Annotated in this window: 16 protein-coding genes; 3 read left to right on the top strand and 13 right to left on the bottom strand. The window is 53.3% G+C overall.

The window, feature by feature from the left end; translation table 11 throughout:
• Nucleotides 1-635: 635 nt before the first annotated feature.
• Nucleotides 636-818: a ribbon-helix-helix domain-containing protein gene (locus BN348_RS02620; RefSeq protein ID WP_040195989.1), complete on the bottom strand. Its 183-nt coding sequence runs from the start codon at nucleotides 816-818 to the stop codon at nucleotides 636-638.
• Nucleotides 819-936: 118 nt separating this feature from the next.
• Between BN348_RS02620 and BN348_RS02615 the strand changes: the two genes are divergently transcribed.
• On the top strand, nucleotides 937-1,416 hold the full coding sequence (locus BN348_RS02615) for an SLOG family protein (protein WP_040195988.1): 480 nt from the start codon (nucleotides 937-939) through the stop codon (nucleotides 1,414-1,416).
• A 57-nt stretch (nucleotides 1,417-1,473) separates the two neighbouring features.
• Here the strand turns inward: BN348_RS02615 and BN348_RS02610 are convergent, their stop codons facing one another.
• Nucleotides 1,474-1,842, bottom strand: a complete 369-nt coding sequence (locus BN348_RS02610) for a NusG domain II-containing protein (protein WP_040195987.1) — start codon at nucleotides 1,840-1,842, stop codon at nucleotides 1,474-1,476.
• Between the two features lies 1 nt (nucleotide 1,843).
• Entirely contained in the window at nucleotides 1,844-2,713 is an 870-nt protein-coding gene (locus BN348_RS02605; RefSeq protein ID WP_040195986.1) for a DegV family protein, read from the bottom strand.
• 685 nt (nucleotides 2,714-3,398) lie between these two features.
• Here BN348_RS02605 and gltX point away from each other — a divergent pair.
• The gene (gene gltX / locus BN348_RS13810; protein ID WP_040195984.1) at nucleotides 3,399-5,060 is read left to right on the top strand and encodes a glutamate--tRNA ligase; all 1,662 of its coding nucleotides are present in this window, start codon (nucleotides 3,399-3,401) and stop codon (nucleotides 5,058-5,060) included.
• Entirely contained in the window at nucleotides 5,061-6,716 is a 1,656-nt protein-coding gene (locus BN348_RS13805) for a glutamine--tRNA ligase/YqeY domain fusion protein (protein ID WP_040195983.1), read from the top strand.
• A 231-nt stretch (nucleotides 6,717-6,947) separates the two neighbouring features.
• On the opposite strand, the gene BN348_RS02590 is transcribed toward BN348_RS13805, so the two are convergent.
• The 10 genes from BN348_RS02590 to ffh form a co-directional block, all read right to left on the bottom strand.
• Nucleotides 6,948-7,412 (bottom strand): ATP synthase subunit B family protein, encoded by a 465-nt coding sequence (locus BN348_RS02590; RefSeq protein ID WP_242844292.1) that lies wholly within the window; start codon nucleotides 7,410-7,412, stop codon nucleotides 6,948-6,950.
• Nucleotides 7,413-7,482: 70 nt separating this feature from the next.
• Complete coding sequence (gene coaD / locus BN348_RS02585) at nucleotides 7,483-7,968, bottom strand: pantetheine-phosphate adenylyltransferase (protein WP_040195981.1); 486 nt, start codon at nucleotides 7,966-7,968, stop codon at nucleotides 7,483-7,485.
• On the bottom strand, nucleotides 7,965-8,510 hold the full coding sequence (rsmD, locus tag BN348_RS02580) for a 16S rRNA (guanine(966)-N(2))-methyltransferase RsmD (RefSeq protein ID WP_040195980.1): 546 nt from the start codon (nucleotides 8,508-8,510) through the stop codon (nucleotides 7,965-7,967). The genes coaD and rsmD overlap by 4 nt, the downstream gene beginning before the upstream one ends.
• A gap of 509 nt (nucleotides 8,511-9,019) precedes the next feature.
• Nucleotides 9,020-10,861: an excinuclease ABC subunit UvrC gene (gene uvrC / locus BN348_RS02575; RefSeq protein ID WP_040195979.1), complete on the bottom strand. Its 1,842-nt coding sequence runs from the start codon at nucleotides 10,859-10,861 to the stop codon at nucleotides 9,020-9,022.
• A gap of 84 nt (nucleotides 10,862-10,945) precedes the next feature.
• Nucleotides 10,946-11,212 carry an HPr family phosphocarrier protein gene (locus BN348_RS02570; RefSeq protein ID WP_040195978.1) on the bottom strand — a complete coding sequence of 89 codons (267 nt, stop codon included), beginning with the start codon at nucleotides 11,210-11,212 and terminating at the stop codon, nucleotides 10,946-10,948.
• A gap of 1,043 nt (nucleotides 11,213-12,255) precedes the next feature.
• The gene (gene trmD / locus BN348_RS02565; RefSeq protein ID WP_040195977.1) at nucleotides 12,256-13,035 is read right to left on the bottom strand and encodes a tRNA (guanosine(37)-N1)-methyltransferase TrmD; all 780 of its coding nucleotides are present in this window, start codon (nucleotides 13,033-13,035) and stop codon (nucleotides 12,256-12,258) included.
• Complete coding sequence (gene rimM / locus BN348_RS02560) at nucleotides 13,025-13,540, bottom strand: ribosome maturation factor RimM (protein ID WP_040195976.1); 516 nt, start codon at nucleotides 13,538-13,540, stop codon at nucleotides 13,025-13,027. The genes trmD and rimM overlap by 11 nt, the downstream gene beginning before the upstream one ends.
• Before the next feature lie 166 nt (nucleotides 13,541-13,706).
• Complete coding sequence (locus tag BN348_RS02555; RefSeq protein WP_040195975.1) at nucleotides 13,707-13,940, bottom strand: KH domain-containing protein; 234 nt, start codon at nucleotides 13,938-13,940, stop codon at nucleotides 13,707-13,709.
• 36 nt (nucleotides 13,941-13,976) lie between these two features.
• Entirely contained in the window at nucleotides 13,977-14,219 is a 243-nt protein-coding gene (gene rpsP / locus BN348_RS02550; RefSeq protein WP_040195974.1) for a 30S ribosomal protein S16, read from the bottom strand.
• Between the two features lie 60 nt (nucleotides 14,220-14,279).
• On the bottom strand, nucleotides 14,280-15,632 hold the full coding sequence (ffh, locus tag BN348_RS02545) for a signal recognition particle protein (protein ID WP_040195973.1): 1,353 nt from the start codon (nucleotides 15,630-15,632) through the stop codon (nucleotides 14,280-14,282).
• Between the last annotated feature and the right edge of the window lie 41 nt (nucleotides 15,633-15,673).

The raw sequence follows: 15,673 nt of genomic DNA, 5'->3' as shown, positions 1-15,673 counted from the left end.
AAAATCCCCTCTGATATCCCTTTTTCCGCTTCGGCCGCCTGCGGGCGGCGTTTTGCTTTTGGCTGGGTGGTTGGGCATACCTAGCAGCGCACGCTTCCCCGGTTACAGGTTGCTTTCATGGTACCCCAATAACTTGGCTGGTACGTAGACTGACATTGACTCTTGCGGATTTACATCGATCACGAATATATCACGATTTTTCGATCAAGCATCTTACTGATAATTCTACAGGGACTCAAGATTCTTAGACAGGCACGTCGGGCAACCACCCTGTTTATTTAGAGTACAAAACGAAACCTTTACCACACAGCATAGTGCAGATCAATTGTTCCTATGGATTCGGAATACAGGGCGAGCAGAGATATAAATATACCTGTCGATACAGCGGGCGTTCGAACCCAGCGAACGCTGTGCTTCCTTGCCCCGCTGAGAAGCGGACGGGCAGAGGGGGTTTCCAAAGGGGGAATGACGTCCATTCTCACTGTACCGAAGCGGCATGCCCCCTTTGGCGGCCTTTCTTGGTTACTTCTTTGGCCCGAACAAAGAAGTAACTGCCACTTTGCCAAGTGGTTCTTGGCAAACAAAAGAAGACCGCTGAGACACAGCGAAATAATATTCATTCAACACAAATAAACTTAATTCTCTGCATTTTTCTCTTTTGGCATGTGTTCCAGTGCAAAATTAATGCATTGATTGATAAATTCACTACGACTCATATCATACTCATTTGCTAATTGCTCAACTCTCCTTAATTTCTCTATATCTATACGAAAGGTTATCGGTTCTTTTTTATATGGTTTTGGTATAAACTGTGCCATTTTTTATCACCTCTTGTATAAGTGTAATTGATATTGTATTCTATATATAGATTCTATTTTGTATTTTATTATATATACTTTTTAGAATACTTATTCACATACAAAAGGTGGTAATAACATGAACGAAAAAGTATGCTGTTTTACAGGACACAGAGAACTTCCAGATGATCAGACCGACTATATTAAAAAACGCTTGGAGACGGAAATCTTAGTTCTGGCCAAACAGGGCGTGACCTGTTTTCTGTCCGGCGGCGCGCTGGGCTTTGATCTGCTGGCCGCACAGACCGTTATAAGCCTGCGCCGCGGCCATCCCAAGCTTCGGTTGATTTTGGTGCTCCCCTGCCCGCAGCAGGCAGAATATTGGAACGCATCCGACAGGCAGGTCTATGAGGATATCAAAGCGCAGGCTGATTGGGTGCATTACGTCTCCCAACGCTATTTCAAAGGCTGTATGCATAAGCGCAACCGCTATCTTGCTGATCACAGCGGATACTGTATCTGTTATCTGACCCGACTGAACAGCGGCACCGGCTACACCGTAGCCCTATGCCGCACAAGAAATATACCTGTGGTTAACCTTGCAGACTCAACGAAATAAAAGCATAAAAAAGGATTGTGCGGTCCGGCTGCCGGCATCGCACAATCCTTGCTAAACTTATTCCTCTGTATGAACCGTGAGAACCGTCTTGTTCGGCATGCAGACCGCCGTCTGCATATCCGACCCGATAAAGCCGGTGTTCTCACAGATTTTATCCGGACACTGTACCTCGATGAACCGGATTTTGTGATCTTTCACCTCAAATTTGACCGGTACGCCTTCGTCATACAGGCTGAGCGTATATGGCTGGCGTTCCTCAGACAGATTCACCCGCAGCGCCTCTTCCCCATCGACGGTTACAACCGCGTAGGTCTGCCCGCTTCCTCTTCCGGTCAAGGAAAAGATCAGGATGCCCGCAAGGCCGGCGATCAGAAACGCCGCAATGATCAGGATATCCGTGCGCTTAAAAAAACCGCGTTTCTGCATCTCAGCGCTTGGAACCCAGGAAGAAGATCGCGACGGTGCCTGGGCCGGAATGGGAGCCGATGGCCGGACCGATGAAGTGGATGGTGAAGTCGCTGATGCCGAACCGTTCTTTCACCTGTGACGCGACATACTCGGCATCCTTGATGCAGTCCCCGTGGCTGATGAATACCGGCTGCTTGCCGTATGCCTCGTACCGCTCACCCATATAGTCGACCAACGCGTTCAGCGACTGCCTGCGGCCGCGCACCTTGGAGATCGGAACCAGCCTGCCCTCGTCGTCGACATGTAGGATCGGCTTGATGCCCAGCACCGAACCGACAATGGCCGACGCCTTGGACACCCTGCCGCCGCGGTGCAGGTATTTGAGGTCCTCCACGGTGAATCCATGGCAGAGATGCAGCCGGATTTCCTTCAGGTAATCGGCCGTCTCATCGATGGACAGGCCTTCCTTGCGCTTCCATGCCGCATAGCAGACGAACAGCGCCTCTCCCATCGAAGCGCACAGGGAATCGATCACGATGATCTTCTGTTCCGGATATTTTTCCCGCAGCTCCTCGGCAGCCATCTTCATGCTGTTGTAGGTGCCGCTGAGCGCGGAGGAAAAGGTCAGGTGCAGGATATCCCTGCCCTCTTTGAGCAGCTCCTCAAAGAAATTCAGCGCCTGCTCCGGCGTGACCTGCGAAGTCTGCGGCGTACTGCCCTCACGCATCTTTTGATAAAACTCCGGATCGGTCAGTTTTTTATGGTCAGCGCCCAGATAGTTCACATCATCTACCCGATAGGTGATGTTTGCCACGGCGATTTGATGTTCCTTCAAAAGATGATCGGGGATGTCCGCCGTACTGTCGGTACTCAGTATAAATTCATTCATGATGGTCCACACTTCCTAACAGTTTTCGTGAAAGACTGACTTCACGTTTTATTCATTATAATATATATATCCGCACAAAGCAATGCGATATACCGCTTTTTTCTCCCAGGATTTAAATTCTTTTTTCATCGGCCGCTATCCTGCTTGGAGAGATTCTGTCTCTGCAGACATCCTGTACCCTTTTGCAAAAGAGAATTCCCTGAAAACGCTTACCGCTTTCATCATGGTTCGTCTCCCCCATTGGATTTGCTGCACCTGCATATGGATATATCCCGCCCGCTTCCGGGTATGCCCGCCAGCATGCAAATTTTCTCCGCCAACCTGCCCATATACATTTCCAACTTCCGGATACGCTCCGCTACTCCCAAACACACTCCGCCACTTTCGAATACGCTTTGCCACTCCCGAATACGCTCTGCCATTCCCAAATACGCTTCGCCAACCCCGGATATATCCCGCCAGCCTGCACATCAGATGCAGTTTTTTGTCTTTACCTGCAAGAAATCCACGGTACGATCGTCTGAATGGTTGAATTTCCGACAAAAATATGGTATGCTAAGTCAGTACAACAATTGTAAACGGCGAACGGTATCTGTCCGGCGCCGGTTCAAGGATTTTCCTGCATCCCATGGGATGGGCGGGAGAATTTTTTATTCTATAAACTCATATAAAAGGATGAAGCTTCATGGATACTAACAGGCTGGCCGAGCTGTTGTTCGGCGACATCACCGAAACCCCGCAGCAGATCGAGGAACGATACCCGCCCCGGCAGCTTCCTGAAGGCGCACGGGTCACCCGTATGGCCCCCAGCCCGACCGGATTCATGCATCTGGGCAACCTGTTCGGCGCAATTGTGGACGAGCGGCTGGCTCATCAAAGCGGCGGCGTGTTCTATCTGCGCATCGAGGACACCGATTTAAAACGCGCGGTCGAAGGCGGCGTGGAGATGATCATCGATGTGTTCCAGCGGTTTGGCCTGGACTTCGACGAGGGTGCGACGGTCGAAGGCGACAACGGAAATTACGGCCCGTACCGGCAGCGGGAGCGCGCAGACATCTACAAGGTGTTCGCCAAAAAGCTTGTGCAGGACGGCCGCGCTTACCCGTGCTTCTGCACTGAAGAGGATCTGGAGGAGATGCGCCGCCAGCAGGAGGCACAGAAGGAAAACTTCGGCTATTACGGCAGATGGGCTGTCCACCGCGACGCGGCGCTCGAGGAGATCGAGCAGAATCTCCGGGAAGGAAAGCCCTATGTACTGCGTCTTCGTTCCGAAGGGGACGGCCAGCGGCGGTTCCAGCTCAAGGATGCGGTCAAGGGAAAGCTCGACATGCCGTGGAACGACCAGGATGTGGTGCTGCTCAAATCCGACGGCATCCCGACCTATCACTTCGCGCATGTCGTGGACGACCATTTAATGCGCACGACCCATGTTGTGCGCGGCGAGGAATGGCTTGCAACCCTGCCGATCCATGTCGAGCTGTTCAAGGCGCTCGGATGGAAAGCGCCGAACTATGTGCACACCGCCCAGCTTATGAAGATGGACGGCAGCTCCAAACGCAAGCTTTCGAAGCGCAAAGATCCGGAGCTGGCGCTGGACTTCTACCACAAAGAGGGCTATCCGGTCGAATGCCTGATGGAATATCTGATGACGCTGCTGAACTCGAACTACGAGGAATGGCGGATGCAGAATCCGGATAAAGACTATAAGGAATTTGCGTTCACGACGAACAAGATGAGTACCTCCGGCGCGCTGTTCGATCTCGACAAGCTGCAGGATGTCAGCAAAAACACGATGAGCCGCATGCCGGCCGCGCAGGTCTATGAACTGGCGCTTGACTGGTCGAAGCAGTACGACGCCGAGCTGCACGCACTGCTCAGCGGCGACCGCGATTACGCGGTATCGATCCTGAACATCGGACGCGGCGGCAAAAAGCCGCGCAAGGACTTCGCGGTACTCGGCGATGTGAAGGGATATCTCGACTTCTTCTACGACGAGCTGTTCCAGCCGGTCTATGAATACCCGGAGAATGTATCGAAGGAAGACTGCATCGAAATCCTCACGCGGTACCAGGATATCTACAATGAGGACGACGACCAGAACGACTGGTTCAATAAAATCACAGAGCTTGGCGTTTCGCTTGGATATGCGGCGAAGCCGAAGGAATACAAGAACAACCCGGACCAGTACAAGGGACATGTCGGCGATATCAGCATGGTGCTGCGCGTCGCGGTATCCGGCCGGCAGAATTCCCCGGACATGTACGAGGTCATGAAAATCATTGGAAAAGAGCGGGTCCTCAGCAGGCTGAGGGACGCCGCAGCAAGGATAGAAGGAGCGAATGAGTAAATGGCGGAAGGCAATGCGAACTTTATACACGATATCATCGACCGGGATTTGGAGAACGGGTTTTCGGACAGAATCCACACCCGTTTCCCGCCCGAACCGAACGGCTACCTGCACATCGGCAGCGCCAAGGCGATTCTGATCAACTACATGGCCGCGCAGAAGTACGGCGGCCTGTTCAACCTGCGGTACGACGACACCAACCCGGCCAAAGAGGACGACGAGTACGTCAAGTCGATCTATGAGGACATCTGCTGGCTGGGCGCCGAACCGAACGGCGGCATCTTCTACGGTTCGGACTACTTTGATCAGTGCTACGAATACGCGGTCAAGCTGATCAAAGACGGCAAGGCATACGTCTGCGACCTGAACCAGGAGGAGATGCGCGCATACCGCGGCACGCTGACCACGCCGGGCAAAAACAGCCCGTACCGCGACCGCAGCATCGAGGAGAACCTCGAGCTGTTCGAACGCATGAAGAACGGCGCGTTCCCGGACGGCTTCTGCACCCTGCGCGCAAAGATCGACATGGCGTCGCCGAACATGAACATGCGCGATCCGGCGATCTACCGCATTTCCCGCAAGGAGCACCACCGGCAGGGAAACAAGTGGTGCATCTATCCGCTGTATGACTTCGCGCATCCGATCCAGGACGCGATCGAGGGCATCACCCATTCCTGCTGTTCGCTGGAATTTGAGAATCACCGCCCGCTTTATGACTGGGTGGTAAACAATATCGATTTTGAGAAGAAGCCGCATCAGTATGAATTCGCGCGGCTCAACATGTCCTATACCGTCATGAGCAAGCGCTATCTCCGCCAGCTGGTCGAAACAAACATCGTCGACGGCTGGGACGACCCGCGCATGCCGACATTGAGCGGCCTTCGCCGCCGCGGCTACACGCCGTCTTCCATCCGCAATTTCGTCACCATGGCCGGCATCTCGAAGGCCTACAACCTTGTGGACATCGGCCTGCTCGAGCACTGCATCCGCGACGAGCTGAACACAGCCGCGCCGCGCCGCATCGCGGTCATGGACCCTTTGAAGGTGACCATCACGAACTATCCGGAAGGCAAGGTCGAGTACTTTACGCTGCCAAACCATCCGAACGACGAATCGATGGGCAGCCGCGAGGTTCCGTTCTCCCGCGAAATCTACATTGAGAAGACCGACTTCTTGGAAAACCCGCCCTCCAAGTTCTTCCGGCTCAAGCCCGGCGGCGAGGTGCGGCTGATGGGAAGCTACGTCGTCAAATGCGAGGATTTCGTCAAGGATGAAAACGGCGAGGTCATCGAAGTGAAATGCACCTATGATCCCGAAACGAAGGGCCAGAATCCGCCGGACGGCCGCAAGATCAAGGGAACCATCCACTGGGTCAGCGCCGCGCAGGCGTTCGATGCCACCATCCACATGTACGACAAGCTGTTTACCATTGAGAATGTGAACGCCATCCCGGAAGACAAGACCTACGACGACTATCTGAATCCGGAATCCAAAAAGGTCTATGCGAACTGCAAGATGGAACCGTCGCTGAAGGACGCAAAGCCGGGAGAACGCTTCCAGTTTGTACGCATCGGCTACTTCTGCAAGGATACTAAATATGACAACGTCTTCGGCAGCATCGTCAACCTGAAAGACAGCTACGCGAAGAAAAAATAAGATCAAAAGGCCCGACACATCTTCGATGACGGAGATGTGCCGGGCCTTTTGTAATGCTCTGTTGAGCATATGCGCACAACAGAGCATCTGTCAAGATGGCCCTTCCAATAGCACATGCTATGTTCTGAACAGAGTGAATGAGCTGGACTAACATATCTGTCTTTCTGTCAAACCGCAAAAGATACAGAAACGCTGCATCAAACACGATGCAGCGTTCTTTCTTCAAACGTATTATTTTGTCCCCGTCTTGTTGCCGTGCAGCACCTGGCGGGTGTGTTTGACCTGGTTGTAAGATGTGGACAGCACCTCTTCGGTATCGCGCAGCACCTGCTGGGCATATTCATTGGCGCCCTGGCGCACCTCGCGCGCCTTCACAGCGGCCTGATTGAGTAGCTCGTTCGCCTTGGTGTTGGCCTGCTTGAGGATATCCTCCTGGTTGACCAGCTTGGCCGCCTTGTCCTTCGCGCGGGAGACGATGCCCTGCGCTTCCTCCCTTGCCATCTCCACAATCTCATTGCGGTCCTTGACAATCGCCTTCGCCTGCTTGACCTCCAGCGGCAGGTTCAGCCGGATTTCCTCCAGCAGGTTTCTGGCCTCCTCCACATCGACCGCGCACTTTCCGCCGGTCAGCGGCAGGTTCCACGCTTTGTCGAACAGATCATCCATTGCGTCCAGTAAATCATCGATCTTTGTCAATATTGGCATCTCCCTTCTCTATCACATACAGAAACATCAAATATCCGTTTCCGCATCCCCACACTTCATGTTATTTCTCAGCCGGAAACAGGCGGTCTTCAACATCCTTCAAAATGGCGGGCGGAATGAAATCTGAGATATCCGCCCGGAAGGATGCAAGCTGCTTAACCAGGCTGGAGCTCAAAAACATATTTTCCGCCGAACAGGTCAGGAATACCGTTTCCAGCTCGTCGTCTATCTTTTTATTGGCAAGCGCCATCTGGAATTCATACTCGAAATCCGACACCGCGCGCAGTCCCTTGACAATCGCCCGGATGCCGTGCTGTTTTGCGTAATCCGCCAACAGCCCGTCCGATGAATCCACCACGATGTTCCCGATGCCTTCCACCGACCGCCGGATCAGATCAACCCGCTCATCCGTTGTAAAGGATACCTGTTTGCTTGGATTCGTCGAAACCAGCACCACCACCCGGTCAAACAGCTTGGCTGTGCGGCGGATGATGTTCAGATGTCCGTTTGTGATCGGATCAAAGCTGCCGGGACAGACCGCAATCACAACACTTCCCCTTTTCGGTAAGAGGTCAGCTTAATTTTTCCGTGGCGGCGTTCGCGGAACTTTACAAAATCGCCGGCCGTCTCAGGAAGGTCCTCACGCCTGTCGGTTTCACAGAAGATCACGCCGCCGTCGTTCATCTTCTGGGCCACCAGCGGCAGCGCCTTAACCACCAGGCCCTGTTCATACGGCGGGTCGAGCAGAACAATGTCGAACTGTTCGTTGGTGGACTGCAGGAATGCGAAGGCATCCATCGCGGCGATGCGCGCTTTCTGCGCCAATCCGGTCGCGGCCACATTCTGCTTGATGATGTTCTGGCACTCGCGGCTGCTGTCCACAAAGATGCAGAACGCCGCGCCGCGGCTGAGCGCCTCGATGCCCAGCTGGCCGGAACCCGCAAACAGATCCAGCACCCGCGCCTGCTCGGTTTCAAACTGGATACTGTTAAAGATCGCCTCTTTGATCATATCAGCGGTCGGCCGGGTGGAAAGCCCCTGCGGAGCCGTCAGCTTCCTGCCTCTTGCTGATCCTGTAATCACTCTCATGATGTTTCCCCTTTATTTCGTAATCATGTTATCCCTATTATTCTATACAAAAGGGCGATTGTCAATACAATTGCCCGAAAAAATGTCGATTGTGTCAATTTGGAAAGAAACCTTGCAGATTCTTCATCCTGTTTTCCGGAAGCACCCGGCATAGGACGTTCGTGAAGGTTGCATCTTTGTGAAAGGTCGGTTGCCCTGCTTCACCGTTTCCAGCTGTCTTGCTGAATCCTGTCCATATTGTCAATACCATTACCCGAAAAGATGCCCAATTGTTTCAATTTGGAAAGGAATCTTACAGTTGCTGCATTCTGTTTACCGGAAGCACCCAGCATCCAGATGTGCAGTGCGTGAAGGTCACGGCTCTATTGCAAACTGATATCCCCCGCTTTTTGCGGGTTTGGGCTGTTTGTGGCCGTGCTGCTGCCCGTCCTGTATGACACCGAAACCTCCGTTCCTGCGGTCTGCCGGCCCGCAGAGACTTTCAAATCCATCCACCCTGATCTTTTTGCCTATTGATCGTCTTCTTCATGGTAATGCCGGTACACCGCTTCGGCTGCGGTTTTGCTGATGGATGGCGCTTCCTGCAGCGCCGCGACATCCGCCTCCCGGATCGCCTTGAGGGTTTTAAACTGCTTCAGCAGCGCCTTGGCGCGCGCAGGACCGATGCCCTCAATCTGCGTCAGGGAGGATTCCAAAGAGCTTTTGGTGTGCTTTTTGCTGCTGTACGCAAAGGTGTAACGGTGCACCTCGTCCTGAATCTGGCTGACCAGCGTAAAGGCGCGGCGGTGGGAATTGATCGCGATCTCCCCGCCGTCCACCGCAATGGCGCGGGTGCGGTGCTTGTCGTCCTTGACCATGCCGTACACGGGAATCGAAAGCCCGCTTTGCTGTATCACCGGCAGAATGGTCGATACATGTCCCTTTCCGCCATCCAGCAGAATGAGGTCGGGCAGCCGCGAAAAAGCCGCGTCATGGTCGTTTTCATCGAGATAACGCGCAATCCGGCGCTGGATGGTTTCCCGCATGGCGCTGTAGTCGTCCGGCTGGGAAAGCGACTTGATGTTGAACTTGCGGTAATTGGACTTGAGCGGGCGCGCGTCCTCAAACACCACCATGCCGGACACGATGACCGACGAACCGATGTTTGAAATGTCGTAGGCCTCTATGTAAGCGGGCGGCTCCTTGAGTCCCAGCAGGCGGGCAAGCTCATCGAGCGCGGACAGCTCCTTGCCGGTCCGCGCGCTGCCCAGGGACAGCATCTCGGCCGCGTTGGTCTTTGCCATCTCGGTCAGCTTATGCTGCTCGCCGCGCTGCGGCACCGTGATGTACACCTTTCTGCCGGCCTTCTCTCGGATATACTGCAGGATCAATTCGGCGTCCTCATATTCCCCGTCGATCATGATCTGGCGCGGAATGTCGGATTCATTCATATAATAACGGCTTAAAAACGCGCTGCGGGCGGATTCCAGGCTTTCGATCTCGCCGATCATGAAATCCTTCTTGTCCACCAGGCGCCCCTCCCGGAATTTGAACAGCACAATACAGGCTTTCTTGCCGTTCTGCGCGACCGCGATGACATCCTGCTCCTTCAGCTTGGAGTTGATGACCTTCTGATGCTGCGTAATCTTCTGGATGGACCTGATGCGGTCGCGGTATCTGGCGGCTTTCTCAAAGTCCAGCGCCTCGGCCGCCTCATTCATCTGCGCGGTCAGCTGCGTCACGGTGGACTGGCTTCCCTTTTTGAGGAACCGGATGGCCTCCTCCTTGATTTCCTCATACTGCGCCGGGGTGATCCTGCCGCGGCAGGGCGCGATGCACTGCTTGATGTGAAAATTCAGGCACGGCCTTCCCTTCCCAATGTCCTGCGGGAACCTGCGGCTGCAGGTCGGCAGCATAAAGACCTTGTTCGCCTCCTCGACCGCGTTCCGGACGGCATAGGAGCTGGTGTAGGGGCCCAGATAATCCGCGCCGTCGCTGAGCTTCTGCTTGACCCACTGGATCTTGCCGAATTCCCCGGTCTCAATGCGGATGTAGTGGTATCCCTTGTCATCCTTCAACAGGATGTTGTATTTTGGGCAGTGGCGCTTGATCAGGCTGCATTCCAGCACCAGCGCCTCGAACTCACTGTCGGTCACAATGTAGTCGAAGTCGTGCACATGCATGACCATCCGGTACACCTTTTCGGTATGCTTGTCGATCGACCGGAAATAGCTGCTGACGCGGTTCTTGAGCGCCTTCGCCTTGCCGATGTAGATGATCTCGCCGGACTTGTCCTTCATGATGTACACGCCGGGCGAAAACGGCAGCTGCAGCACCTTCTGCCGCAGATAATCCAAACGATTGTTTTCCATAGATAAAACTTCCCCTAAATAGTAAAACAGCGCCGCCAATCACAACGTGTGGCGACGCATCATTCACTGCTCGGATATCTCCGATTACTGTTCCGTAAATCCGCTCTCAACAAGCTTTACCAATCCGTCTACCGCCTGCTCCTCATCGGCGCCGTCAGCGATAATCCTGATGGAGGTACCTCCTACAATTCCCAAAGACAGAACACCCAACAGGCTCTTTGCATTGACGCGGCGCTCTTCTTTCTCGATCCAGATAGAAGATTTGTATTCATTGGCCTTTTGGATAAAAAATGTTGCCGGACGGGCATGCAGTCCCACTTGGTTTTGTACTGTAACATCTTTCACAAACATAATCCAAACTCTCCTAAAATTAAGATTTAATGATGTCGATCGGCTGTCAGCCGAAAAGGTTTCCTCCGCAGCTCTGCAGAGAACTTGTTTACAGACAGAAAATCTGCCTTTTCTCATCAATATCCATCCGATAAAAAAACCGCTATCCGCTTTCTCGGCAGGGATAACAGAACGGAGGACATTCCACTTACCATAAGAAACGACTTTGAACTTTATATTACTTCAAACACATAACATACAAATACAGTCGTCAACAGACACGTTTGTCCATAGATTTAATTATACCACATCATCGAATTTCGTCAACTCAAAACCGGACAACTTTTCGATAAATCCGATAAATTCTCCCAGATTTCTAATCTGCCAGCATTTCGCAGATTATTATTTAGACATTATTACTAGATCGCTTTCAACATATCCGGCAGAATGTATATAAATGGAAGGACACATCCGGATAATCTTTTCGTTCCTTCCAATCTGAGAAACTCTGTATGCGGCTGTCACTGCCAGGAAAAATGCGCTGTCAAGTGGGGGAATCTACCTATAGTTTCAATCGATTTCCTGAAAATATGCGGATGATCCGTCAATTTAAACAATTCAGCCAAATTTGCCATGTCAAATCCGGCCTGCTTCTGCCATGTTAACAAAAATAAAGGGTTACGGTTTCTCCGATCACGTCAACATGGATCGATTCAAAAACAGTCCGGCGCTGCCGGCTGTGCTTTCGATTTTATGAACGCGGCAGTATCGATTTCATCCATTGTCTGTTATGCCGGTTGGCAGGACAGAACAGGGGCCTGCCAACCGGCAATTTATGATATGTTCTCCGTTTCCGATATTTATGATGTATATCTACTGATAATAAAAAAACAGATCAGATTTCAATTGTCTTCCGCTCACTCATTGAGATCGGTTCCTCATCCGCCGTTTCATTCATGATCCCGCGAAAACAAACATCCCGCCTGGTTATGATGCTAAAGCCCTGCATCGCGGACACCGGGCCCGCCGCTTTATGTGCGCGCTGGAACACCTCGTGAGTCTCTTCAGCCGGGTTCGCCCTCTTCCTCCCGGATGCTTTCGGCCCGCTCCATCTCTTTCTGCCTGAGATGTTCCAGAAAACAGCTTTCCTCATCGGTCAGCAGAAGCTGCTCCAGCAGGTCCCTGCGCTTATAAAATGTACGTTTTAACGCCTGTTCGTGCCGCCAGGCCTCTATATTGGCATGATGTCCGGACAATAACACTTCCGGCGCCTTTTTTCCGTTCCATTCGGCGGGACGGGTATACTGCGGGAATTCCAGCAGCCCGTTATAATGGCTATCCGATGTGAAGCACTCCTCATCCGAGAGGACGCCCTCGCACAGCCGCGCAATCGTGTCGATGGTCACCAGCGCCGGCAGCTCGCCGCCGGTCAGCACATAGTCCCCGATGGACAGCTCCTCATCCACGATCTCTTCGATAATCCGCTCATCCACGCCTTCATAATGTCCGCACAACATCATTATATGCTTTTTTTTCGAAAGTTCCACTGCCCGCTGCTGGGTCAGCACCTTTCCCTGCGGGGACATGTAGACGACATACGGCCGGCTCCGGGACATTTCGCAGATTGCCTGCCAGCACCGATAGATCGGGTCGGCCTGCATCACCACGCCTTTTCCGCCGCCATACGGGTAATCGTCCACCCGCTTCTGCTTATCCAGGGTGTAGTCGCGGATGTTGTGGGAATGGATATCCAGGAACCCGGCTGTTCTGGCCCGGCCAATGATGCTTTCTCCCAGATACGCTTCGCACATCTCGGGGAACAGCGTCGCAAGATCAATCCGCATCGTCAAACAACCCCCTGAGCGGCCGGATCAGCATCCGGTTTTCTTCGATGTCGATCTCCTTTACAACATCCTTGATGGCGGGGATCAGCTTGACACAGCCGTCCTCAAACCGGATGTGGTAGACGTCGTTCGCCCCGGTCTCGGTGACATCGCAGATTTCGCCGTACCGCCTGCCGTCGTCGGCGTCCAGCACCTCGACGCCGATCAGGTCCTGCATGAAGAAGCCGCCTTCCTCCAGTTCCACGTCGTCCCGGTTGAGATACAGCACCTGTCCGCGCAGCTTGACGGCGTCCTCAACGGTGTCGCAGCCGCGAATTTTTAAGAGCACCATATTTTTTTGTATGCGGGCGTTTTCTATTTCAATCGGCTTTTGACCCTTCTGCAGATACAGCGTGTCAAAATCGAGCAAAAATTCAGGGGTATCACACCAGGGCATCACCTTGAGCTCTCCCTTGATGCCGTGAGTGGTCACAATCTTTCCGGTTTCCAAAAACTGTTTTTTCATGGTACCTTCCTTTTTATATTCCTCTATCCCGTACAAGGATATGAAATTTTTACAGCAATCATGATTGGTTCGGCCTTTTTCCCTGACCGAAAAAGATGGGGCGGACCATAATAAAAATAAGCGTTACTTTTATTATGGTGCAGCCCCATCCTTAAAAAACCTGCCATTAGTCGATTTCCACAGAAATCTTCTGTTCCGCCTTGCTGGCCGCAGCGCGCATCACCGTGCGGATGGCCTTGGCAATCCGGCCCTGTTTGCCGATTACCCTGCCCATATCCTCGCTGGCGACATGAAGATGGTAGACAATGATGCCCTCTTCATTCGGCTCGTCCACCGTCACGCTGACCGACGACTTGTCGTCGACCAGGCCGGAGGCGATCACTTTTAATAATTGTTCCATCTCTGAAACCATCCTTTCCCCGGAAAGGTGCCCGTCTTACAGGATGCTCTTCTTTTTCAGAAGGGCTTTCACTGTATCGGTCGGCTGTGCACCGTTGGCGATCCATGCTTTCACCTTATCGGCATCCACGTTGAAGACGGTCGGGTTCTTGGTCGGATCATAGACACCGATCTCCTCGATGAATCTTCCGTCACGCGGATATCTGGAATCAGCAACTACTATACGATAGAACGGCGCTTTCTTGGCACCCATACGACGTAATCTAATTTTGACAGCCATTGTACTGTCACCTCCCATTATCAATTAAATATATATTTCATCCCCAAGGGGTAGAAATCCTCAGTTCATCGGCGGCATCATCGGGGGCATCAGGCTGCGTTTCCGCTTGCCCTTCTTGCCGAATGCGCCGAGCTGCTTCATCATCTTCTGCATCTGCTCGAACTGCCTCAGCAGCCGGTTGACATCCTCAACCCTGGTGCCGGAGCCTGCCGCGATGCGTTTCTTGCGGCTCGGATTGATGATCGACGGCTTCGCGCGCTCCGCGGCGGTCATGGAATTGATCATCGATTCGATCTTCTGCAGTTCCTTTTCGCCCTTTTCGGCGTCGTCCTCTTTGAGCTTGCCGCCCATGCCGGGCATCATATTGACGATCTGCTGCAGCGGGCCCATCTTGCGGATCTGCCGCATCTGATCGAGCAGGTCGTTGAGGTCGAAGGCGTTTTCCTGCATCTTCTTCATCATTTCCTTGGTCTGCTTCTCGTCAATCTGAACCTGCGCCTTCTCAATCAGCGTCAGCACATCGCCCATGCCAAGGATACGGGACGCCATACGGTCCGGATAAAACGCTTCAAGGTCCCCGATCTTCTCACCGACGCCGGTGAACTTGATCGGCTTGCCGGTCACCGCGCGGACCGAGAGCGCCGCGCCGCCGCGGGTGTCGCCGTCCAGCTTGGTCAGCAGCACGCCGTCGATGCCCAGGTTCTCGTTGAAGGAGGAAGCCACATTGACCGCGTCCTGACCGGTCATCGCGTCGATGACAAGCAGGATTTCGTTCGGCTCGACCTCTTTCTTGATATCCCGCAGCTCGCCCATCAGGGTTTCATCGATGTGCAGGCGTCCGGCGGTATCCAGAATCACCAGGTCATGGCCATAGTCCTTCGCGTGGGCCAGCGCCTTCTTCGCGATCTTGACCGGATTGCCCTGTCCCATCTCGAAAACCGGCACATGCGCCTTTTCACCGACCACCTGCAGCTGTGTGATCGCCGCCGGGCGGTAGACGTCCAGCGCGACGAGTAGCGGACGTTTGCCCATCCCCTTAAAATAGTGCGCCAGCTTGGCACAATGGGTGGTTTTACCGCTTCCCTGCAGGCCGCACATCATGATGACGCAGGGGCCTTTGGACGGGAAATTGACCCGCGCCTGCTTCTCGCCCATCAGGTTTATCAATTCCTCATGCACGATCTTGATGACGTTCTGCGCAGGCGTCAGACTGTCCAGAACCTGCGAACCGACGCAGCGTTCGGTGAGGCTCTTGACGAAATCCTTTGCAACCTTGTAGTTGACGTCCGCCTCAAGAAGCGCAAGACGCACCTCGCGCATCGCTTCCTTGACATCCTTCTCGGACAGCTTGCCGCGGTTTTTCAGCCGCTTAAAGGTGGCGGACAGTTTATCGGAAAGGCTTTCAAATGCCATGTAACGTTCAACTCTTTTCTTTATCGAAGTCATCTATAAAA

Source organism: Candidatus Soleaferrea massiliensis AP7 (assembly GCF_000820765.1).
Classification (GTDB): Bacteria; Bacillota; Clostridia; order Oscillospirales; family Ruminococcaceae; genus Soleaferrea; species Soleaferrea massiliensis.
Note: the sequence above shows the minus strand (reverse complement) of the source record. Positions and strands in the feature narration are given on the sequence as shown.